The sequence below is a fragment of the Herbaspirillum sp. GW822-FHT03A08 genome (assembly GCF_058801885.1).
Map to the genome: position 1 here is coordinate 661,796 of NZ_JBXANR010000002.1, position 21,597 is coordinate 683,392.

The 21,597-nt window shown below is 59.8% G+C and carries 22 protein-coding genes; 15 read left to right on the forward strand and 7 right to left on the reverse strand.

The genetic code is table 11. From position 1 onward, the window contains the following. Positions 1-70: 70 nt before the first annotated feature. From AC1RN6_RS08085 to AC1RN6_RS08105, 5 genes are read left to right on the forward strand one after another with little or no spacing between them, the layout of a single operon-like run. Positions 71-790, forward strand: coding sequence for an SURF1 family protein (locus AC1RN6_RS08085; RefSeq protein ID WP_493004429.1), 720 nt, complete (start codon positions 71-73; stop codon positions 788-790). Beyond that, entirely contained in the window at positions 777-1,397 is a 621-nt protein-coding gene (locus AC1RN6_RS08090) for an SCO family protein (RefSeq protein WP_493004431.1), read from the forward strand. The genes AC1RN6_RS08085 and AC1RN6_RS08090 overlap by 14 nt, the downstream gene beginning before the upstream one ends. Before the next feature lie 7 nt (positions 1,398-1,404). Then, the gene (locus tag AC1RN6_RS08095) at positions 1,405-2,541 is read left to right on the forward strand and encodes a COX15/CtaA family protein (RefSeq protein WP_493004433.1); all 1,137 of its coding nucleotides are present in this window, start codon (positions 1,405-1,407) and stop codon (positions 2,539-2,541) included. A 1-nt stretch (position 2,542) separates the two neighbouring features. Continuing rightward, positions 2,543-3,436: a heme o synthase gene (gene cyoE / locus AC1RN6_RS08100; RefSeq protein ID WP_493004435.1), complete on the forward strand. Its 894-nt coding sequence runs from the start codon at positions 2,543-2,545 to the stop codon at positions 3,434-3,436. Further along, complete coding sequence (locus AC1RN6_RS08105) at positions 3,436-4,029, forward strand: SCO family protein (protein WP_493004436.1); 594 nt, start codon at positions 3,436-3,438, stop codon at positions 4,027-4,029. Before cyoE ends, AC1RN6_RS08105 begins: the two co-directional genes overlap by 1 nt. A 121-nt stretch (positions 4,030-4,150) precedes the next feature. On the opposite strand, the gene rpoH is transcribed toward AC1RN6_RS08105, so the two are convergent. The 4 genes from rpoH to ftsY all read right to left on the reverse strand — a co-directional run bounded on the left by rpoH (position 4,151) and on the right by ftsY (position 8,130). Further along, positions 4,151-5,041, reverse strand: coding sequence for an RNA polymerase sigma factor RpoH (gene rpoH / locus AC1RN6_RS08110; protein ID WP_050476444.1), 891 nt, complete (start codon positions 5,039-5,041; stop codon positions 4,151-4,153). A 333-nt stretch (positions 5,042-5,374) separates the two neighbouring features. Next, positions 5,375-6,298, reverse strand: a complete 924-nt coding sequence (gene ftsX, locus AC1RN6_RS08115) for a permease-like cell division protein FtsX (RefSeq protein WP_493004437.1) — start codon at positions 6,296-6,298, stop codon at positions 5,375-5,377. Continuing rightward, entirely contained in the window at positions 6,295-6,987 is a 693-nt protein-coding gene (locus AC1RN6_RS08120; protein WP_493004438.1) for a cell division ATP-binding protein FtsE, read from the reverse strand. The genes ftsX and AC1RN6_RS08120 overlap by 4 nt, the downstream gene beginning before the upstream one ends. Positions 6,988-7,038: 51 nt before the next feature. After that, the gene (ftsY, locus tag AC1RN6_RS08125) at positions 7,039-8,130 is read right to left on the reverse strand and encodes a signal recognition particle-docking protein FtsY (protein WP_493004439.1); all 1,092 of its coding nucleotides are present in this window, start codon (positions 8,128-8,130) and stop codon (positions 7,039-7,041) included. Positions 8,131-8,281: 151 nt separating this feature from the next. Between ftsY and AC1RN6_RS08130 the strand changes: the two genes are divergently transcribed. The 9 genes from AC1RN6_RS08130 (at position 8,282) to AC1RN6_RS08170 (ending at position 16,654) form a co-directional block, all read left to right on the forward strand. Continuing rightward, on the forward strand, positions 8,282-9,673 hold the full coding sequence (locus tag AC1RN6_RS08130; protein ID WP_493004441.1) for a M16 family metallopeptidase: 1,392 nt from the start codon (positions 8,282-8,284) through the stop codon (positions 9,671-9,673). A gap of 52 nt (positions 9,674-9,725) precedes the next feature. Then, a complete protein-coding gene (locus AC1RN6_RS08135; protein WP_493004442.1) occupies positions 9,726-10,397 on the forward strand; it encodes a nucleotide-binding protein in 672 nt (223 codons plus the stop codon). A 43-nt stretch (positions 10,398-10,440) separates the two neighbouring features. Next, positions 10,441-11,757 carry a M16 family metallopeptidase gene (locus tag AC1RN6_RS08140; RefSeq protein ID WP_493004749.1) on the forward strand — a complete coding sequence of 439 codons (1,317 nt, stop codon included), beginning with the start codon at positions 10,441-10,443 and terminating at the stop codon, positions 11,755-11,757. Between the two features lie 3 nt (positions 11,758-11,760). Continuing rightward, the gene (gene rsmD, locus AC1RN6_RS08145; protein WP_493004443.1) at positions 11,761-12,399 is read left to right on the forward strand and encodes a 16S rRNA (guanine(966)-N(2))-methyltransferase RsmD; all 639 of its coding nucleotides are present in this window, start codon (positions 11,761-11,763) and stop codon (positions 12,397-12,399) included. A gap of 50 nt (positions 12,400-12,449) precedes the next feature. Then, a complete protein-coding gene (coaD, locus tag AC1RN6_RS08150) occupies positions 12,450-12,938 on the forward strand; it encodes a pantetheine-phosphate adenylyltransferase (RefSeq protein WP_029363547.1) in 489 nt (162 codons plus the stop codon). Between the two features lie 72 nt (positions 12,939-13,010). Beyond that, on the forward strand, positions 13,011-13,268 hold the full coding sequence (locus tag AC1RN6_RS08155) for a YfhL family 4Fe-4S dicluster ferredoxin (RefSeq protein WP_493004445.1): 258 nt from the start codon (positions 13,011-13,013) through the stop codon (positions 13,266-13,268). A gap of 217 nt (positions 13,269-13,485) precedes the next feature. Continuing rightward, positions 13,486-14,097: a cysteine dioxygenase family protein gene (locus AC1RN6_RS08160; protein ID WP_493004447.1), complete on the forward strand. Its 612-nt coding sequence runs from the start codon at positions 13,486-13,488 to the stop codon at positions 14,095-14,097. 5 nt (positions 14,098-14,102) lie between these two features. Then, positions 14,103-15,689, forward strand: a complete 1,587-nt coding sequence (locus AC1RN6_RS08165) for a rhodanese-related sulfurtransferase (RefSeq protein ID WP_493004449.1) — start codon at positions 14,103-14,105, stop codon at positions 15,687-15,689. 77 nt (positions 15,690-15,766) lie between these two features. Further along, positions 15,767-16,654, forward strand: a complete 888-nt coding sequence (locus AC1RN6_RS08170) for a DMT family transporter (protein WP_493004450.1) — start codon at positions 15,767-15,769, stop codon at positions 16,652-16,654. 7 nt (positions 16,655-16,661) lie between these two features. Here AC1RN6_RS08170 and AC1RN6_RS08175 read toward each other — a convergent pair whose 3' ends face one another. Next, positions 16,662-17,756, reverse strand: a complete 1,095-nt coding sequence (locus AC1RN6_RS08175; protein WP_493004452.1) for a GGDEF domain-containing protein — start codon at positions 17,754-17,756, stop codon at positions 16,662-16,664. A 117-nt stretch (positions 17,757-17,873) separates the two neighbouring features. Then, on the reverse strand, positions 17,874-18,788 hold the full coding sequence (locus tag AC1RN6_RS08180; protein ID WP_493004454.1) for a class I SAM-dependent methyltransferase: 915 nt from the start codon (positions 18,786-18,788) through the stop codon (positions 17,874-17,876). 317 nt (positions 18,789-19,105) lie between these two features. Between AC1RN6_RS08180 and AC1RN6_RS08185 the strand changes: the two genes are divergently transcribed. Next, the gene (locus AC1RN6_RS08185) at positions 19,106-20,359 is read left to right on the forward strand and encodes a Bcr/CflA family multidrug efflux MFS transporter (RefSeq protein WP_493004456.1); all 1,254 of its coding nucleotides are present in this window, start codon (positions 19,106-19,108) and stop codon (positions 20,357-20,359) included. 93 nt (positions 20,360-20,452) lie between these two features. Here the strand turns inward: AC1RN6_RS08185 and ychF are convergent, their stop codons facing one another. Further along, positions 20,453-21,544, reverse strand: a complete 1,092-nt coding sequence (ychF, locus tag AC1RN6_RS08190) for a redox-regulated ATPase YchF (RefSeq protein WP_493004458.1) — start codon at positions 21,542-21,544, stop codon at positions 20,453-20,455. Positions 21,545-21,597 lie beyond the last annotated feature (53 nt).

Genomic DNA, 21,597 nt, shown 5'->3' on the forward strand with positions numbered 1-21,597 from the left:
GTCTGTTTGGGCGGACCGCACAATCGCGCCGCCCAGAGACTGTTGTTGTATTGAGTGAAGTGACATTGTAATGCCAATCAGATTCCGGGTTAGATGGGTTCCGCTGGTGGCGACGCTGATTGTCGCTGCCATCGGCGTATCGCTGGGGCAGTGGCAGACGCGCCGCGGCGACGAGAAACAAACTATTCAGGACAAAATGGTCGAGCGTCAGGCAGCGCCGGCAATAGCGTTGACCGGCACCGTACAGCAGCTCGACGTAGGGCAGAGCGAATACCGGCACGTCAGGGTGAAAGGCGAATTCATTTCTTCGTGGACCAGCTACCTCGACAACCGGCCCTACAATGGCGCGCCGGGCTTCCATGTGCTGACCCCGTTTAAAATAGCGGACTCGGATACCTCGGTACTCGTCGAACGCGGCTGGACGCCGCGCGACATCACCGACCGCACCAAGGTGCCGTTGCTGCCGACGCCGGTGGGCGTTGTCGAGATTGAAGGCGTGATCCGCCGTGACGCCGGACATCTGCTGCAACTGGGCACGGCGGAAGCGCCGAAGCCGGGCGCCATCATGCAGAATCTGGATCTCCCTGCCTATGCCGCCGCCAGCAATTTGAAGCTCGCCCCTTTTCTGATTGAGCAGGGCGGGGAGATGAAAGACGGATTGGTGCGCGACTGGCCTGCGCCGTCGCTGGGCATCGAACGTCACCGCGGCTATGCCGTGCAATGGTATGCGCTAGCCTTGATGGCCGTTATTTTCTTTGTTGTGACAGGATTTCGAAGTGGAAAAAAGTAAAGAGCTGGTGCCACAAATTCAACCAGAAGTGCAACGCAAACGCGGCCGCTGGAAGCTGCTCCTGGTCGTCGCCGTGTGCGCCGCGCCGATGATCGCTTCCTATCTCACCTACTACGTGATCAAGCCGCAAAGCCGCACCAACTACGGCGCGCTGATCGACCCGCGCCAATACCCGATCCCGGCTCTGGGCAGCACTGAGCTGGACGGCAAGCCAGCCAGTCTGGAAGACTACAAGGGTAAATGGGTTATGCTGCAAGTCGCCGGCGGCGAGTGCGACGACGCCTGCAAGACGCGCCTGTTTGCCATGCGCCAGCTGCGCCTGATGCAAGGCAAGGAAATGGAACGCATCGAACGCGTCTGGCTGATTACCGACGCCAAGCCGCTCGACACCGTGCTCATGCGCGAATACGACGGCACCGACATGCTGCGTGTTGATGCAAAGCTGTTGAAGGCCTGGCTGCCGACCGATGAAGGTACGGCCATGGAAGATCACATCTACATCATCGATCCGTTAGGCAATCTGATGATGCGCTTCCCCAAGGATGCCGATCCCAACAAGATGAAAAAAGACATCAGCAAACTGCTGCGCGCATCGGCGATAGGGTGAGGCGGCGATGCTGATTCAACTTGCCATCATGGGTCTGTTGGTTGCGCTGATTCCGCTGACGCTGACCTGGGTTTCCAATGACGTCAACAAATACCGCAAGCTGGTCTGGGTCACGCTGTTCCTGACTTTTGACCTGATCATGTTCGGCGCTTTTACGCGTCTGACTGACTCCGGACTTGGTTGCCCCGACTGGCCGGGTTGCTACGGCCACTCCAATCCGTTGCTCGCGCATGAGCACATCAGTGCCGCGCAGGAAGCCATGCCGACTGGTCCCGTGACGGTTGCCAAAGCCTGGATCGAAATGATCCATCGCTATCTGGCGATGGCGGTCGGCGTGCTGATCATTACCTTGATGGTGATTGCATGGCGGCGCTGGATCAAGTCGCGTCATATCGAAATCAAGTTCCGGCCGTGGTTTCCGACTGCGCTGTTCTTGTTCGTGTGCCTGCAGGGCGCATTCGGCGCCTGGACCGTGACCATGAAGCTGCAGCCTATCATCGTCACCATTCATTTGCTGCTCGGCCTGACCTTGCTGGCGATGCTGGCCTGGCTTGGCGCGCAACAGAATGAGCATGTGCCGGTGTCGGCGCTGGGGCGAGCGTTGGCGCTGCCGGCGCTGGTCGGCATGCTGCTGCTGATCGTGCAGATTGCGCTGGGCGGCTGGGTCAGCACCAATTACGCGGCGCTGGCTTGTAACGATTTCCCCTTGTGCCATGGCGCGGTGATTCCGCAGATGGACTTTGAAAACGGTTTTACGCTGTGGCGCCATCTGGGCAAAACGGCCGACGGCGAATACCTGCCATTTCCGGCCCTGACCGCGATCCATTGGGTGCACCGGTCATTCGCTTTCGTGGTGATTGCCTATGTCGCCTGGCTGGCGCACAAGACCCTTAAGGACGCGGGGCTGCGCAAAACCGGGCGCTGGCTTCTGATTGTGATCGCGCTGCAACTGGTGACGGGTTTGTCGACGATTTACCTCAACTGGCCGCTGGCGATTGCCGTCCTGCACAACGGTGGGGCAGCCTTACTTCTGCTTTTGCTGGTCATGTTAAACTACAAGGCTAGGTACGCACCGCTTGCCGAGGGGAAAACGGCCCGTGTTTCCGTCCCGCATGCCGGGGAAAATACTGCGCCGACAATCTGACATGACCACATTGACCGTACAAACCAACCGAATTGCCCAGTATTGGGCGCTGACCAAACCGCGCGTGACCCAGCTCGCGGTGTTCTGCGCCGTCATCGGCATGTTTCTGGCCACCCCGGAATTGCCGGACTGGCGCAAGGTCGTGTTTGGCACGATCGGCATCTGGCTGCTGGCCGGCGCCGCGTTCGCCATCAATTGCCTGGTGGAACGGGAAATCGATTCACGCATGGCCCGCACTGCACGCCGCCCGATGGCGCGCGGTGAAATCACCGTAGTGCAGACGCTGGTGTTTTCCGGCGTGATCGGCGGCATGGGCATGTGGGTGCTGTTCAACCTGGTCAATCCACTGACCATGTGGCTGACGCTGGCGACTTTCGTCGGCTATGCCGTCATCTATACCATCATCCTCAAGCCGTCGACGCCGCAAAATATCGTCATCGGCGGCCTGTCCGGTGCGATGCCGCCGGCATTGGGCTGGGCGGCAGTCGCTAATGACGTGCCGATGCAAGCCTGGATTCTGGTGCTGATCATCTTTATCTGGACGCCGCCGCACTTTTGGGCGCTGGCGATGTACCGCCGCGACGACTATGCGAAATCCGGCCTGCCGATGCTACCTGTCACGCATGGCATGAAGTTCACCCAGCTGCAGATCCTGCTGTACACGATTGCGCTATTCGCCACCACCATGCTGCCGTTCGCCGTCGGCATGAGCGGCCTGATCTATCTCGCCAGCGCCGTCGTGCTGGGCGCGATTTTCTTCTATTACTCCTGGCAGATTTATCGCCACTACACGGACCTGATCGCGCGCAAGGCGTTTACCTATTCGATCATTTATCTGTCCCTGTTGTTTGCGGTGCTGCTGGTGGACCACTATTTCCTGTTCAGGACTTTCTGATGAAGCGTTTGCGTTCGTTGTTGCCGGCAGCGTTGCTGGCCTTGTCGACCTTGATGCTGGCGGCCTGCCAGGGCAATACCGAGAAGTTCGTCAATACCGATGTCACCGGCCTGGAATACGCAAAGGACTTCGCACTGACCGATCACAACGGCAAACCGCGCACGCTGGCCGACTTCAAGGGCAAGGCGGTCGTGATGTTCTTCGGCTACACGCAGTGTCCTGACGTCTGCCCGACCACGATGGCCGAGATGGCCAATGTGATGAAGGAACTCGGGCCGCAGGCCGACAAGGTGCAGGTCCTGTTCGTTACTGTCGATCCGGCGCGCGATACTCCACAGATCCTGTCGCAGTATGTGCCGGCTTTCGACAAGCGTTTCCTCGGTTTGTATGGTGATGACGCCGCCACCGCCAAGGTCGCCAAGGAATTCAAGGTGTTCTTCCAGAAAGTACCGGGCAAGACGCCGGGCAGCTACACCATGGATCACACCGCAGGCAGCTACGTCTTCGATCCGCAGGGTCACATCCGTTTGTTCGTCAAACATGGCCAGGGCGCCGAACCCATCGTGCATGATTTGAAATTGCTGTTGTCGTGAATGCCGCTGTGCTAATGCAGCAGCGGCCCGATGCAGATCGGCAGATGGTCGCAAAGATGGCAAACAAAAGAAAAGGCGCTCTTTGAGCGCCTTTTTCATTACTACCGACTACTTTTGCAGATCAGGAAAACGCCTGCAGCGCACCCTTCATCTTCTTCAAGGCAACTGCTTCGATCTGGCGAATACGTTCGGCAGACACGCCGAATTCATCAGCCAGTTCGTGCAGCGTAGCGCCGCTGCCGTCGTCGTTGGCCAGCCAGCGTGCTTCCACGATGCGGCGTGAACGGTCATCCAGCTTGCTCAAGGCGGCTTCCAGACCTTCCGACTGCAGACGGTCGTATTGCTTGGCTTCCATCACGCGGGTCGGTTCGCTGTTGTCCGAGGACAGGTAAGCGATCGGCGCGAATTTGTCGTCTTCGTCGTCGGTCGGCGCTTCCAGTGCAACGTCGCGGCCGGACAGGCGGGTTTCCATCTCGATGACTTCTTCACGCTTGACGTCCAGTGTCTTGGCCAGCGCGTCGACTTGCGCCGGCGTCATGGCGTCCAGACCTTCCTTGTGGCTGCGCAGATTGAAGAACAGCTTGCGTTGGGCCTTGGTGGTCGCCACTTTGACCAGACGCCAGTTCTTCAGGATGTACTCGTGCATCTCGGCCTTGATCCAGTGCATCGCGTACGACACCAGACGCACGTTTTGATCCGGATCGAAGCGTTTGACCGCCTTCATCAGGCCGATATTGCCTTCTTGAATGAGGTCGGCGTGCGGCAGGCCGTAGCCCAGATAGCCGCGGGCGATCGAGACCACCAGGCGCAAGTGCGACAGCACCAGTTTTTGCGCTGCAGCGAGGTCATTCTTGTCACGCAGACTTTGCGCGAGCGAAACTTCTTCAGCCTGCGTCAGCATAGGCAGGCGATTGACGGCCGAAATGTAGGCGTCAATATTGCCCAGGCTGCCGGAGAAGCCGAGCGCAAGCGCATTGGTCTCGACGGGCATGAGTGCAGTAGCTGATTTCATTGATTCTCCTTGGTTCCTAAATGAGGAAGCGATGCGTAACGATGGTACGTAAATACAGCAATGCCTTAAAGCTGGAGTATTTCTATCAACTATTCTAGCACTCCTTCCAAGGGAGTGCTAATAACGAATCTGGAAGGAAGGAATAGCTAATTTCTATGGTTGCTTTTGATGCAATTGGCTTTCATCGCAAGAATTAGAGGGAATCTGAGGGCTAAAGTTGCTACTTTCAAGGAGAAAGCTGTAACAATTTTTGCAAGGCAACAATGAAATAAGGCGGTAATTTCTATCGAGAAATTACCGCCTTCATGAAAGCGGAAGCCAGGAGGAACGCAGTCAGGTCAGACGGGACAGATGCCGTTTGACCGACAACATGGCGCCGAACAAGCCGAGCAAGGCGCTCGCGCCCAGCAGGAAGGCGATGGCTTCGATGCTCGGCGGCGCCAGGCGGAATTCCGAGGCGTACAGGCGGGCGAAATCGGTGATGGCCATATTCAGCGGCTGCAACGCCAGCACCACCAGGCCCAGCGCCAGACCGCCAGCGCATAGTCCCAGCAGCGCGCCGGTGTAATAGAACGGACGATGGATAAAAGCGTTGGTCGCACCCAGCAGCCGTGAAACCTCGATTTCCTCGTACTGCGTCATGACTTGCAGGCGAATGGTATTAAACACCACAGCAACCACTACCGCGCCCAGCGTGATGCCCAGGAACATCAATACCAGCCGCAAAATGCGCAGCAGTGCCGCCAGACGCTTGACCCAGGCCGAGTCGATCTGCACCGTGTCGACGCCGGGCATGGCCTTCAGCTTCTGCGCGATGTCGTCGACGCGTCCGGCGTCCATGGCGTTCTGGAATCCCGAAAGTTTCAGGACATAACTGTCCGGCAATGGATTTGACCCCAGCGTCGCCAGCACGTCGTTGAGGCCGGTCTTGCTTTTGAGCGAGTCGAAGGCTTTTTCGCGCGGCGTGAACTCCACCTTGGCGGTGCTGCCGCTGCTTTGCAGGATGCCGTTGATGGTCGTACTGAGAGCCGTGGCCTTGTCGCGTGAGACGTCCATTTTCAGGAAGATGCTGATTTCCGGCTCGACGGCGAGCTGTTCCGACACCGGTCGCACGTTTTCCAGCACGGTCAGGCCGGCGAAGGGCAGCGCCAGCGCAATCGAGACCACCAGCACGTTGAGCACGAAATTGCCCGGCGAGCGCAGCAGGTGGCTGAAGGCATCGGCGAAGGCGAAGAAATGTTGGCGCAGCCAGTTCATTGCGAAATCTCCACCGGATGGCTGACGCCGTTGTGCCAGCCGTCGACGATGCGGCCGCGGTCCAGGTAGACGATGCGGTCGGCGCCGGTCAGGTATTGCTCGTCATGGGTGGAGATCAGGCAAGTCACGCCGACGCCATGGAAGGACTTCAGCGCGGCCAGCACCTTGTTGGCGTTGTCGCGGTCGAGATTGGCGGTAGGCTCGTCGGCCAGGATGATTTGCGGGCGGTTGACGATGGCGCGGGCAATCGCGACGCGCTGCTGTTCGCCGCCGGAGAGTTCTTGCGGACCGGAGGCAGCCTTATCGAGCAGGTCGACCTTGTCCAGTGCAGCGCGGGCGCGTTTTTCGGCGTCCGAGCGGGCGGCGCCGGTCACGATCAGCGGCAGCATCACGTTGGCGAGGATGCTGCGGTCCTGCAACAGGCGCTGTTGCTGGAAGATCAGGCCGAGGTTGCGGCGCAGATATGGCATGCCGGAGGGCTTGATGGCATTGATGCTCTGGCCGTTGACGCTGAGCGTGCCGCTGCTGGGGCGCTCCATGGCGGCGATCATTTTCAGCAAGGTGGATTTGCCGGCGCCGGACGGGCCGGCGAGGAACAGCAATTCGCCCTTTTGCACCGACAGCGTGATGTCGCGCAAGGCGAACACATCGCGCGAGTATTGTTTGGAGACCTTGGCGAATTCAATCATCGTCGGTTGTCTGATCTTTTCTTTTTGGCGTATTTCAGCTTTGTATAATTATTAATTTAACAATGCATCTACGAATTCTTCGGCATCGAAAGCTTGCAGGTCGTCGATCTTTTCACCCACGCCGATGAAGTACAGCGGCACCGGACGGGTCTTGGCGATCGCCGCCAGAATGCCGCCTTTGGCGGTGCCGTCCAGCTTGGTCACGACCAGCCCGGTCAGGCCGAGCGCATCGTCGAAAGCCTTGACCTGCGCCAACGCATTTTGGCCGGTATTGCCGTCGATGACCAGCAGTACTTCGTGCGGCGCGGTGTCCATGCCCTTGCCGATGACGCGTTTGATCTTCTTCAGTTCGTCCATCAGATGCAATTGTGTCGGCAGGCGGCCGGCGGTGTCGACCATCACGACGTTGGTGCCGCGCGCTGTGGCCGAATGCACGGCGTCGTAGGCGACGGCGGCCGGATCGCCGGATTCCTGCGAAATCACGGTGATGTTGTTGCGCTCGCCCCAGATCGTCAGTTGTTCGCGGGCGGCCGCGCGGAAGGTGTCGCCGGCGGCCAGCAGCACCGATTGGTCGTGCGCCTGCAAATGCTTGGCCAGCTTGCCGATGGTGGTGGTCTTGCCGGCGCCGTTGACGCCCGCGATCATCATCACCAGCGGTTGGTGGCGGCCCAGCACCAGCGGCTTCTGCAGCGGGCGCAGCATGTCGATCAGCAGCGCGCGCAGCGCCTGGCGTACCTGGTCGGCTTCGGTCAGTTTTTCGTCCCTGACCTTTTTCTTGAGCGAATCGAGCAGGAACTGGGTGGCTTCGACGCCGGCGTCCGAGACCAGCAGGGCGGATTCCAGCTCTTCGTAGAGGTCGTCGCCGATCTTGGCGCCGATGAACAGCGTGGTCAGGTTGCTGGAGGTCTTGGACAGGCCGCTTTTAAGGCGAGCCAGCCAGGAACGTTTGGCTTCCGGTGACGGCGCTGCGGCTTCGACGATTTCTTCAGCGACAGGCGCAGATACTGGCGCCGGCGCCGGTGTCTCGGGTGTTGCCGTAACGATTGGAGCGGCGACAGGAGCGGCGAGAACAGTGGCAGCGGGCGCGGCTTCCTTGGCGACGATGGGTTCTGGCTGGGGCTTTTTCTTGAAGAAACTAAACATCGGATGCTGGGCTGATTCGTCGAATGTGGCTGCGGTGTCGGATGAGGGCGTTTCCGGGAAGGAAAACGCGATGAACAAGGTACAATTGGCCCGGAATATTGCCGTCCGGGCACTCCTTGGCTAGCCCCCGCATTCTATCAGAGCACAGCGAATGAAATTGAAGATCAGCGCAATCCTGTCGACCGGTTTGTTATTTGGCTGCCTGGCGGCCCCGGGACCTGCCGCGCTGGCCCAGTCCGCGCCATCGGTCGCCTCGGAGTTTACGCTCCGAAACGGCATGAAAGTGATCGTCAAGGAAGACCATCGCGCACCCACGGCAGTGCAGATGGTCTGGTACAAGGTTGGCTCCATCGACGAAACCAACGGCACCACCGGCATCGCCCACGCGCTTGAGCACATGATGTTCAAGGGCACCAAAAAGCACAAAACCGGCGAATTCAGCCGCCTGGTCGCCGAACTGGGCGGCCGTGAGAACGCCTTCACCAATCGCGATTACACCGCCTATTTCCAGCAAGTCGAGCACACCCGCCTGGAAGCGGTCATGGCGCTGGAAGCCGATCGCATGCGCAATTTGCAGTTCGACAAGAACGAGTTTGCCAAGGAAATCCGCGTCGTCATGGAAGAGCGCCGCTGGCGCACCGATGATCAGCCGCAAGGCCTGATGAATGAAGCGCTGCACGCCGCCGCCTTCGTCGCACATCCCTATCATCATCCGGTGGTCGGCTGGATGGACGACCTGCAGAACATGACCATCGCCGATATCGAAGCCTGGTATCGCCGTTGGTACGCGCCCAACAACGCCACGCTGGTGATCAGCGGCGACGTCAGCGCCGACAAGGTGGCGGCGATGGCCGAGAAGTATTTCGGCAGCATTCCCGCTAAAACCATCGTGCGCGGCAAACCGCAAAACGAACCTGAGCAACATGGCCTGCGCCGTGTCACAGTCAAGGCGCCGGCAGAAAATCCCTATGTCATCCTGGCTTTCAAAGTGCCGACGCTGCGCGATGTCGAAAAGGACCAGGAAGCCTACGCGCTGGACGTACTGTCGGCGGTGCTGGATGGTTATGACAATGCGCGCCTGAATGACAAGCTGGTGCGTACCGACAAGGTCGCCAACAGCGTCGGCGCAGGTTATGACGACATCTCGCGCGGCCCGACGCTGTTCACGCTGGAAGGCAGTCCGGCGGCCGGCACCACCACCGCACAACTGGAAACACTGTTGCGCGCCGAAGTCACGCGCGTCGCCAACGACGGCGTGTCCGAGCAAGAGCTGCAGCGCGTGAAGACGCAACTGATCGCCTCACAGATTTACAAGCGCGACTCCATCTTCGGCCAGGCCATGGAAATCGGCGTGATGGAAATGTCCGGCCTGTCGCACAAGAATATCGACCGCATCGTCGACAAGCTGAAATCCGTGACGCCGCAGCAAGTGCAGGCGGTCGCGCAAAAGTATTTCACAGACGACAAGCTGACCGTGGCCACGCTGGAGCCCTTGCCTTTGTCAGGCAAGAAGCCGGGACCGCCGCCGGGTCCGCTGCGGTGAGCGGTACTGCCCCAAAATCTGACCGAGCGTTGCACTCTTATGGAGGAAAAACATGCCAGTGATCGTCGTTGCGAACCCTAAAGGCGGCGTAGGTAAAAGTACTCTTTCCACCAATCTGGCCGGCTATTTCGCCAGTCGCGGGCATGGTGTGCTGCTGGGCGATATCGACCGCCAGCAATCGGCGCGCGCCTGGCTCAATATCCGGCCGCCGGCAGCGACGCAGATCGCTACCTGGGAAATCAGCGAAGACTACATCGCCAAACCGCCCAAAGGCACCACGCACGTGGTGCTGGATACGCCGGCCGGTTTGCATGGATGGCGTCTGAACGATGTCCTCAAAATGGCCGACAAGGTGATCGTGCCCTTGCAGCCATCGATTTTCGACATCCTTGCGACACAGGATTTCCTGCGTCGCCTGGCGGAAGAAAAAGCCGTGCGGCAAGGCGAGATCGATGTCGGCATCGTCGGCATGCGCGTCGATGCGCGCACCCGTTCGGCTGATCAGCTGCACCGCTTCATCGAAGGCCTGAACCTGCCGGTGCTGAGCTATCTGCGCGACACGCAGAATTACGTGCAACTGGCTGCACACGGATTGACGCTGTGGGATATTGCACCGTCGCGGGTACAGCGCGACATCGAGCAGTGGCAGCCGATCATCGACTGGGTAGAAGGCAGGCCGATTCCCGCTCCCGCCGTGTCGGCGATCACCATGCCGCCGCAGTGACGACGGTTTCCATGATTTGTACATTCATACAGTCAGCATCAAGATGAAAAAATATTGCCTGGTTTGTGCGACTCTGCTCGCTTGCTTTGCGACGCACGCGCAGGCCGCTTTGCAGATTCAGTCGTGGTCTTTGCCCAATGGTGCGCGCGTGCTGTTCGTCGAAAACCATGCCATTCCCATGCTCGATCTCAGCGTTGAATTCGACGCCGGCACGCGGCGTGATCCGGCTGAAAAATCCGGGCTGGCGTCGCTGACCAATGCCATGCTGACACGCGGCACGGCTGCCGCCGGCGATGTGCCGGCCTTGACGGAAGCGCAGATTCTGGATGGATTCGCCGACGTTGCCGCACAGCGCGGCGGCGGCGCCAGCCTCGATCGCGCCGGTGTCACCTTGCGCATGTTGTCGAGTGCCGCCGAGCGCGATGCCGCAACAGGCCTGTTGGCACGCATCCTGGCGCAACCGAGTTTTCCGGCAGACTTGTTCGCCCGCGACCAGGCGCGCACCATCGCTGACGTCAGGGAATCGCAAACCAAAGCCGAAGATATCGCCAGCAAAGCGTTCTGGGCTGCGCTGTATGGTGAGCACCCCTACGCGCGCCAGGAAAGCGAAGCCTCGGTCGCCGCCATCACGCGCGATGATCTGGTGAATTTTCACCGTGCGCATTACGTCGCCAACCGCGCCGTCATCGCCATGATCGGAGACGTCACGCGGGCGCAGGCAGATCAGATGGCACAGCGCCTGACGCAGCAATTGCCGCAAGGCGTTGCACTGCCGGCCTTGCCCGACGTGCCGGCAGGCAAGGCGACGGAGCAGCGCATCGCGCATCCGGCATCGCAATCGCACATCCTGATCGGCATGCCGGCGCTGGTGCGCGGCGATCCGGATTTCTTCGCGCTGACAGTCGGCAACTACATCCTCGGCGGCGGCGGGTTTGTGTCGCGTCTGACGAACGAAGTGCGCGAGAAGCGGGCGTTGAGCTACAGCGTTTACAGCTATTTTTCGCCGCTGGCGCAAAAGGGACCGTTCCAGATCGGCTTGCAGACCAAGCAGGAACAGACCAACGAAGCGCTCGGCGTAGTGCGCAGCACGCTGGCGACTTATCTTCGGGACGGTCCGGCGGCGGCCGAGCTGAAGGCCGCCAAGGACAATCTGGTCGGCGGCTTCGCCTTGCGTATCGACAACAACCGCAAGATTCTCGACAACCTGGCGGTGATCGGTTACTACGGCTTGCCGTTGGATTATCTCGACACCTGGACGGCCAATATCGGCAAAGTCACGATCGCGCAGATTCGCGATGCCTTCAAGCGTAAAATTGCGCCCGATCAATTCACGACTGTCGTGGTAGGCGAGGCAAAATAAAATATGAGCAAGACTGTAAGAAAACATGGCGTTGCGGCACACAGCCGCAGTGCGCATCAGGTTCGCATCATCGGCGGCCAGTGGAAACGCACGCCGCTGCCGGTGCTGGACGCTGAAGGCCTGCGGCCGACGCCGGACCGCGTGCGTGAAACCGTATTCAACTGGCTGACGCATCTGATCGACGGCGACTGGGAGCATGTGACGTGCCTCGATCTGTTCGCAGGTTCCGGTGCGCTCGGCTTCGAAGCCGCCAGCCGCGGCGCGCAGCGCGTGGTGATGGTGGAAAATCACACACCCGCAGTACGCCAGCTTGAGGCCAACAAAGAAAAATTACAGGCGGCGCAAGTCGAGATACAGCGCGGCGATGCGCTCGCGTTGTTGCAGGGATTGAGCACGCGCGCCACACCTGCCAACGGATTTAAGCTCATCTTCGCCGATCCGCCGTATCATCAAAACTGGTTGGCGAAAATCATGCCGATATGCGAGCAGCTGTTGGCCAACCAGGGGCTGATGTACGTCGAATCCGAACACTCATTAGAGGGCGAAGAGTTGCCGGAGTGGATGGCGGCCTGGGAAGTTGTTCGTGCCGATAAGGCCGGCGTGGTGTTTTATCACTTATTGCAGCGCAAAAATATCAGTTAATTCAGGCATAATGCGCGTTCTGATTGCTTAGCTGGTGAGGAGAGACCCTGATGGTAACAGCAGTTTATCCGGGAACATTCGATCCGTTGACACGTGGCCATGAAGATCTGGTAAGACGCGCATCGGGATTGTTTGACAAGTTGGTCGTAGGCGTAGCGGACAGCAAAAACAAGAAGCCGTTTTTCTCCCTCGAGGAGCGCCTCTCGATAGCAAATGAAATATTGGGACATTACCCAAATGTCCAGGTGGAAAGTTTTTCCGGCCTGCTCAAGGATTTCGTGCGGCAAAACAATGCCCGCGTGATCGTGCGCGGCCTGCGCGCGGTATCGGACTTCGAATACGAATTCCAGATGGCCGGCATGAATCGTTATCTGTTGCCCGACGTGGAAACCTTGTTTCTGACGCCGTCGGACCAATATCAATTCATATCGGGCACCATCGTGCGCGAAATCGCCCTGCTGGGCGGCGACGTGTCGAAGTTTGTATTTCCGTCGGTCGAAAAATGGCTGAAGGAAAAGATGGCGAAGATGGATCTGTAGCTGATTGGTGATAGCCTTGTCTGCATCCTTTGCGGGCGAGGCAGTTTGGTTGAGAAGAGAGCGGAGTAATTTATGGCACTGATGATCACTGATGATTGCATTAACTGCGACGTCTGCGAGCCTGAGTGCCCGAACGAAGCGATCTACATGGGGCCGCAGATCTACGAAATCGACCCCGGCAAATGCACCGAATGCGTCGGTCATTTCGACGAGCCGCAGTGCCAGCAAGTCTGCCCGGTCGCCTGCATCCCCTTCGATCCTGCCTGGCGCGAATCCAAAGAACAACTGATGGTCAAGTACGAAACCCTGCAGGCCGGGGCCAAGGCCTGAGTTATTTGCTGAGTTGTTACTCCCTGTGCGCTGCGTTCATGCCGCGTCATAAGAAAATCCTGTTTGCTTATAGGTAGTTCGTATTTCTGCTGCGCTGTCCCGGCGCGGTATGATCATCGTTCGTCGTTTCTTTCATCATTTCTTTCGCCGTTCTGCGGCTGATTCCCGTGCAGGCTGAATCGGCTGCGCCTGGATGGTCGCCTGCGAGAAAACAGCCATGCCCAATCATCAGCGTCTTCGCCATTTCGTCACCTCGTTTGCCGCCTTGCTGGAGCGAGAGTCCGGCGAAGCCGACATTATCAGAGAAGGTTCATCGCTCCTGCGCGAGCTGGTCGCCGTCGACGACTGGCTACCGGAAGCCTTTGCCCAGCCTGATCCTGAGCGTTATCGCCAATACCTGTTGCACGTCGATTCGGCGCAGCGGTTTTCGGTGGTGAGTTTTGTCTGGGGGCCGGGTCAGCAAACGCCGGTGCACGACCATACCGTGTGGGGGCTGATCGGGATGCTGCGCGGTTCGGAATATTCGCAATCCTATCGACAGGATAAAAATACCGATGCGCTCCTGCCTTTCGGAGAGCCGATACAATTGACGCCCGGCATGGTGGAAGCGGTATCGCCGCATGTGGAAGGTCTCGACGATATCCATCGCGTGCGCAATGCCTATGATGACAAGGTATCGATCAGCATCCACGTGTATGGCGCCAACATCGGCGCGGTGCATCGATCGGTGTATCAGCCGGACGGCACGCGCAAGGAATTCATTTCGGGTTATTCGAACACGACCTTACCTAATATTTGGGATCTGTCCCTGGAGACGAAAACAAGATGAGCAGCATGAGCATTCCCGTCCGCAGTTTTCAGCAAGTCCGTGAAGATCTTCTGGCGCGCCGTGAAGTCGCGCTGCTCGACGTGCGTGAAGAAGCGCCGCACGCCGAAGCGCATCCGCTGTTCGCCGCCAATTTGCCGTTCTCGCATCTGGAGCTGCTGGCCTATGCGCGCATTCCGCGCCGCGACACCGCCATCGTCGTACTCGATGACGGCGAAGGTCTGGCGCAACAATCCGCCGCCCGTTTTATCGCGCTCGGTTACACCAACGTCAGTATTCTGGACGGTGGCGTCAGCGGCTGGAAGGCGGCCGGCGGCGAGCTGTTCCAGGATGTCAACGTGCCCAGCAAATCCTTCGGCGAACTGGTGGAAAGCAAGCGCCACACGCCGTCTCTGTCCGCAGAAGAAGTCAAGGCTTTGCTCGATGCCAAAGAAGATGTGGTCGTGCTGGACGCGCGCCGCTTCGATGAATACCAGAACATGAATATCCCGACTTCGGTCAGTGTGCCGGGCGCCGAACTGGTGCTGCGCGTACGCGAGCTGGCGCCGGATCCGAACACCCGCGTCATCGTCAATTGCGCCGGCCGCACGCGCAGCATCATCGGCACGCAATCGCTGGTCAATGCCGGCATTCCGAATCAGGTGCACGCGTTGCGCAACGGCACGATCGGCTGGGCGCTGGCGGGGCAAAAGCTGGAGCACGGCAACAGCCGTCAGTTTCCGGTCGATGTGACGGCAGAGACGCGCGTACAGGCCGCCGCCGATGCGCGCGCAGTAGCCGATCGCGCGGGCGTCAAGCGGCTCGACCAGGCAGGTTTGCAGACTTTTCGTGCAGACACCGCACGCACCACTTATCAGTTCGACGTGCGTACGCCGCAAGAGTACGAGGCCGGTCATCTGCCGGGCTTCCTCAGTGCGCCCGGCGGACAACTGGTGCAAGAAACCGAATCCAACGCCACCGTGCGCGGCGCCCGGATCGTGCTGGCCGATGACGATGGCGTGCGCGCCAACATGACGGCATCGTGGCTGGCGCAGATGGCGTGGGAAGTGTATGTGCTCGACGGCGTGACGGCGCCGCAATTTTCGGAACAAGGCCCGTCCAAGCGTGAATTGCCACCGGCGCCGCAATCGGAAAAGATATCGCCACAGACTCTGGCGACCTGGCTGGAGCGCAAGGACGGCACCATCGTTGTCGATTTTGCCACCAGCGCCAATTACGTCAGACAACATATTCCCGGCGCATGGTTTGCCTTGCGTTCGCAGTTGCCGCAGGCGCTGGCAAACTTGCCTTCCGCTGAGCGTTATGTCGTTACGTGCGGCAGCAGCTTACTGGCCGCGTATGTGATCGGCGATCTGGCTGCGCTCACTGACAAGCCGGTGTTCTTACTGGAAGGCGGCGACAACGGCTGGAAGGCTGCCGGCTTACCGATCGAGACCGGCGAAACCGCGCTGGCCTCGCCGCGCATCGATCGCTACCGCCGGCCGTACGAAGGCACAGACAATCCGGCGTCTGCCATGCAGGCCTATCTCGATTGGGAATTCGGCCTGGTCGAGCAGCTCGGCCGCGACGGTACGCATGGGTTCTACGTGATATAGAGTATTTCTGCAGCGTAAATCGAGAACAGCGCGGCCCGATTACAATGACGGTCGCGTTTTCTTTTCTGCAGGACTCCATGCAACCTATTCCGCCGCGGGCCGTCGGTGCTTTGCTCGTCAACACGACCATCTGGGGCTTGTCCTGGATCGCTTTCAAAGCCTTGCAGCAGCAGGGTATCCATCCGATCTGGTCGACGGCGATCATTTTTTCGTTCTGCACGATCTGGCTATTACTGCTCAAACGCAAATCCATCGCCGAGCTGCGCAAGCATCCCGAACTGCTGTACGTCGCGGTGGCGTCCGGCGTCAATAACATCGCGTTCAACGGCGCCGTGGCCTTTGGCGATGTGGTGCGCGTGGTATTGCTGTTTTATCTGATGCCGATCTGGGCTGTGATTCTGGCGCGCCTGGTGCTGCACGAGCCGATCACCAAGCCTGCCGTGATGCGGATTGCGCTGGGACTGCTGGGCGCGCTGATCGTGTTGTATCAGCCATCCATCGGCGTGCCCTTGCCGCATGATCTGGCGGACTGGGTGGCCTTGCTTGGCGGTTTGAGTTTTGCTTTCAGCAATGTGATGCTGCGCCGCTTGCACGGCGTGGCCGATGGCGCGCGTTCGATTGCGATGCTGGGCGGCGGTGCGGTACTGTCGCTGGTGTTGGGTGCTGCGCTCGCAGTGACGGGCGTGATTACGTGGCCGGTTTCCATCGGCACACCGTCGGTGCCGACACTGGCCTTGTGGTCGGTGCTGTTCATGATTTCCAACCTGTGTCTGCAATACGGCGTGGCGCGTCTGCCGGTCAATATCACGGCGGTTGTGATGCTGGTGGAAATCATTGTTGCTGCGGCATCGGCGTGGTGGATGGGTGCGGCGGAATTGCGCGTGCAGGATTTCATCGGCGGCGCCTTGATCATCGCCACGCCATGGTTGATCCGCGACAAGCGGGCGCTGCCGTCAGGGCATTGATACTGCGTTAGTCCGCAAGCACGACGCGGTTGCGGCCGCTTTCCTTGGCGCGGTAGAGCGCTTCGTCGGCGCGCGCGACCAGCTTCTGGCGCGCGATGTCGGCGGGGACGCTGCGGTCCGGCGGGGTTTGTGCGGCGGCGCCGATGGAGACGGTGATCTTCAAGGCTTCGTCGGCGCCGGCGATCAGGATCGCTTGCTGCGCCACGCTGGCGCGGATGCGCTCGGCGATGCGGGCGGCGTCTTGCACGGTGGCCTGCGTCAGCAGCACGATGAATTCTTCGCCGCCGTAACGACCGAGCGAGTCGCTCAGGCGCAATTCTTTCTTGATCCGTGTCGCCACTTCGCGCAACACGTCGTCTCCGCTTTGATGGCCGAACTTGTCGTTGACGCGCTTGAAATGATCGATGTCGATGAACAGACAGGACAGGGCCGAACGTTCACGCTGGGCGCGGCCGATTTCTTCCTGCATGCGTTGTTCGATGTAGCGGCGGTTGTTGACGCCGGTCAGCGGGTCGGTCAGGCCGATGTGTTTCAGGCGCTCGTTGTTGATGACGTTTTCGAGGCAGATGGCGACCACCGAGGCCAGGCGTTCGATGAAGTCGGTCGCCAGGTTGCCGGTAAAACGTCCTTCGTGGGCGCTGCCCAGCGCCAGGCAGCCGATCGGGTTCTGATGGCGCATGAGCGGCAGCACCGCGACGCTGGCGGGCTGATAACTCGGGAACAAGGGCTTGTGCAGCGCCGGATCGTAGGCGCCCAGCGTCGGCTTATCCTGCGGCAGCGGCGTGCTGCCTTCGACGTGGAACAGTAAATTGGGATATTCATCCAGGCCGATCTGCAGGTCCTGCAGGATGCGGCGGATATCGAAATCGTGGTCGATCAAGGTGAGGGTGACGATTTCCAGATTGAAGGTGTTTGGCATCAGCAGGGATACCGTTTCAATCAGGTCGCGAAATTCGCCGGAGCCGATCAGGCGCAGGTCGAATGCCTGGTGGCGCTGCATGATCTGCTGGTTGATGCGCGCTTGTTCCAGTAGATCCTGCATCTCAGCATGCAACTGCTGATTCTCTTCGATCAGTGCTTGAGTGTCGACAGCGCTTTTCATCTTTGATCCGGTCTTGCAGCCGTTCTTTTTTCCCTAACATGGTGCGTATTGCTCCACGTTCCCTGTTGCCCGCGGTGCCGTATTGAGTCGGCATCACGAGGGCGCACAAGCTTACCATTACTGCGCTGCGGATGGCGACAGGCCGGTAAAAAATCGTTCGCCCATTTCTTCCAGTCCGAGCGATTGCAGGACTTCCTGCAGGCGTTCGGTCGGGCGTTTGCGCGGCAGGTCCTTGTAGCGGGCGATGATCAGTTCGTTTTTCATCGAGTGTTCCCAGCCGACCAGTTCGGTGACGCTGACCTGATAGCCGTGCGCTTCCAGTTGCAAACAACGCAACACGTTAGTGACCTGGCTGCCGAATTCGCGCGTGTGCAGCGGATGGCGCCACAGTTCGGTCAGCGACGTGCGGCCCAGCGACTTGCCTTTGTTGCGATTGAGCACCGAGGCGACTTCGGCCTGGCAGCAAGGCACCAGCACCATGAACTGCGCGCGCTTTTTCAGGGCGAAGTGGATGGCGTCGTCGGTGGCGGTGTCGCAGGCGTGCAAGGCGGTGACTACATCGATCTGTTCCGGCAGGGCGGAGGATTCGATCGAGTCGGCCACCGACAGGTTGAGGAAGGACATGCCGGGGAAGCCGAGGCGTTTTGCCAGTTCGGTTGACTTCTGGACCAGTTCTTCACGGGTTTCGATGCCGTAGATGCGCGACGCGCCTTCCAGCGATTTGAAGAACAGATCGTACAGAATGAAGCCGAGATAAGACTTGCCGGCGCCATGATCGACCACACTGACGTCGGGATGCTGGCTGCGGATTTCCTGCAGCAGCGGTTCGATGAACTGATACAGGTGATAGACCTGCTTCAACTTGCGGCGGCTGTCCTGATTCAGCTTGCCGTCGCGCGTCAGGATGTGCAGCTCCTTGAGCAGCTCGATCGACTGGCCGGGACGGATTTCCGGCGCGAGGTCGGCGGCCGGAGCGTCACCCTTGGCCTTGTTTTTTTGCTGACCTGCTGATCGTGCGTTTGGCTTGCTCATATCGTTGCTGCTGGAATGGCCGGGATGCGTGCATTGCCGCAGAGTTGGACGGTTTGCGTCCGGCGCGGCATTGAAGCCCGGGAATGAATGGAGAGCGCGATTTTACCAGCAGTTCGCGGGATGCGGCGTCAGCGGAAAGGGCGGTTGCCGCAGGTCATTATTTAGTGTCTCTGCAGCAATGCGAGGATCGGTGGATAATTGCGTATCCGTCTGGAAATCTCTTGGCTAGTTCAGCCATAGCCAGTATTACTCCGTCCGAGGCGCACCGGCAATCCGGTGTGCCTCGGATTGTTTTGTGCGCCATCCTGAAAGCGATCATGTCTTTGAATCAACCCGCCACCTCTGTCGCCGCACCCGTCACTGGCACTGCGGCTGCCTTGCAGCAGGAAGCGGCCAGCCACAGTTGGCACATTCTTGCGATCCTGAGTGCGCTGATGGCTTTCGCTTCGATCTCTACCGACCTTTATCTGCCCGCCTTGCCGGCGATGGAGCTTGCCTTGCATGCCGACGCCGGCAAGCTGGAGTGGACGCTGTCCGGTTATCTGGTCGGTTTCAGCCTGGGGCAACTGGTCTGGGGGCCGGTCGGCGATCGCTACGGCCGGCGGCTGCCGGTGGCGATGGGACTGGTGCTGTTCATTATCGGCTCGGCCGGCTGCGCGATGTCGACCACCGCAGACATGATCATCGGCTGGCGCGCGGTGCAGGCAATCGGCGCGTGCGCCAGCGTGGTGCTTGCGCGCGCTATGGTGCGAGATCTGTATTCCGGCCATCGCGCGGCGCAGATGATGTCGACGCTGATGACGGTGACGGCAATTGCGCCGTTGGTGGGGCCGGCCCTGGGCGGACAGATTCTGCAATGGTCATCCTGGCGCGCGATTTTCTGGACGCTGGTCGGTGTCGGCGCCATCACCCTGGTGGCTTTGTTCAGGCTGCCGGAGACCTTGCCTGCTTCGCGCCGCGTACAGGAACCGCTACGCCGCGCGATCGTGCGCTATGGCGAATTTCTGCGTCATCGCCGCGTGCTCGGCTATGCCGGCGCGGGTGGATTTTTCTATGGCGGCATCTACGCCTATCTTGCCGGAACACCGTTCGCATACATCACCTATCACCATGTGTCGCCGCAGTTTTACGGCGTGCTGTTTGGCGGCGGCATTATCGGCATCATGGCCACCAATATGCTGAACTCAAGGCTGGTGCATCGAATCGGCGGCGACCGTCTGCTGCGCGGCGGCACTGCGGTAACTGCGCTTTCGGGGCTGTGGCTGGCGTTGGATGCGGCCACTGGATGGGGCGGCCTGGCGGGATTGGTGGTGCCATTGTTCCTGTTTGTTGGCGTGACCGGCTTCATTGTCGCCAATTCCATCGCCGGTGCGCTGGCCTGCTTTCCTGAGCGCGCGGGATCGGTGTCGGCGCTGGTTGGTGCGATTCAGTACGGCACCGGCATTCTGGGTTCGGCGCTGGTCGGCGTCTTTGCCAATGGTACGCCCGCGCCGATGGGCTGGGTCATCGCGGTGATGGGTGTCGGCAGTTATCTGTGCGCACGTTTTCTGGTGCCGCATACAGCGGACTGATCTGGCGCAGGAAATGAAAAGAGCCGCATGATTTCTCATCCGGCTCTTTTTTCGTCCTTTTAACCCGGCCGACGTCGACCGGACGTTAAAGGCTTAAACGTTGAACAGGAAGTTCATGACATCGCCATCCTTGACGATGTATTCCTTGCCTTCAGCGCGCATCTTGCCGGCTTCCTTGGCGCCTGCTTCGCCCTTGAAGGCGATGTAGTCTTCGTAAGCGATGGTTTGCGCGCGGATGAAGCCGCGTTCGAAGTCGGTGTGGATCACGCCGGCGGCTTGCGGACCGGTGGCGCCGACCGGCACGGTCCAGGCGCGCACTTCCTTGACGCCTGCGGTGAAGTAGGTTTGCAGGCCGAGCAGTTTGAAACCGGCGCGGATCAGACGATCCAGGCCCGGCTCTTCCATGCCCATGTCTGCCAGGAATTCGGTCTTGTCGGCGTCGTCGAGATCGGCGATTTCCGACTCGATGGCGGCGCAGATGGCGACGATCGGTGCGCCCTGTTCCTTGGCGTAGGCGGTCAACTGGTCCAGCAGCGGATTGTCGGTGAAACCAGTGTCGGAGACGTTGGCGACATACATGGCCGGCTTGGCCGTGATCAGGCACAGCGGCTTGATCAGCGCCATTTCTTCCGCGTCCAGACCGAGCGCGCGTACCGGTTTTGCGTCATCCAGCGCAGGCATGATGCGTTCCAGCAGGGCGACCAGCTTGGCGGCGTCCTTGTCGCCCGAGCGGGCTTTTTTCTGTTCGCGGTGGATGGCTTTTTCGACGGTGCCCATGTCGGCCAGCGCCAGTTCGGTCTGGATCACGGCGATGTCGTCGAGCGGACTGACCTTGCCGGAGACGTGAATCACGTTCGGATCCTCAAAGCAGCGCACCACGTTGACGATGGCGTCGGTTTCGCGGATGTGCGACAGGAACTGGTTGCCCAGGCCTTCGCCTTTGGAGGCGCCAGCCACCAGGCCCGCGATGTCGACGAATTCCACTGTTGCCGAAAGGATACGTTCCGGTTTGACGATTTCTGCCAGTGCCTGCAAGCGCGGATCGGGCACTTCGACCATGCCGACGTTCGGTTCGATGGTGCAGAACGGATAGTTTTCAGCGGGGATGCCCGCTTTGGTCAGGGCATTGAAGAGGGTCGATTTACCGACGTTGGGCAGGCCCACGATGCCGCATTTGAGGCTCATGACAAAATTCTTTCTTAATCAAAAGCGGTATTGTAGCAAGTCGGGCCGCCTAA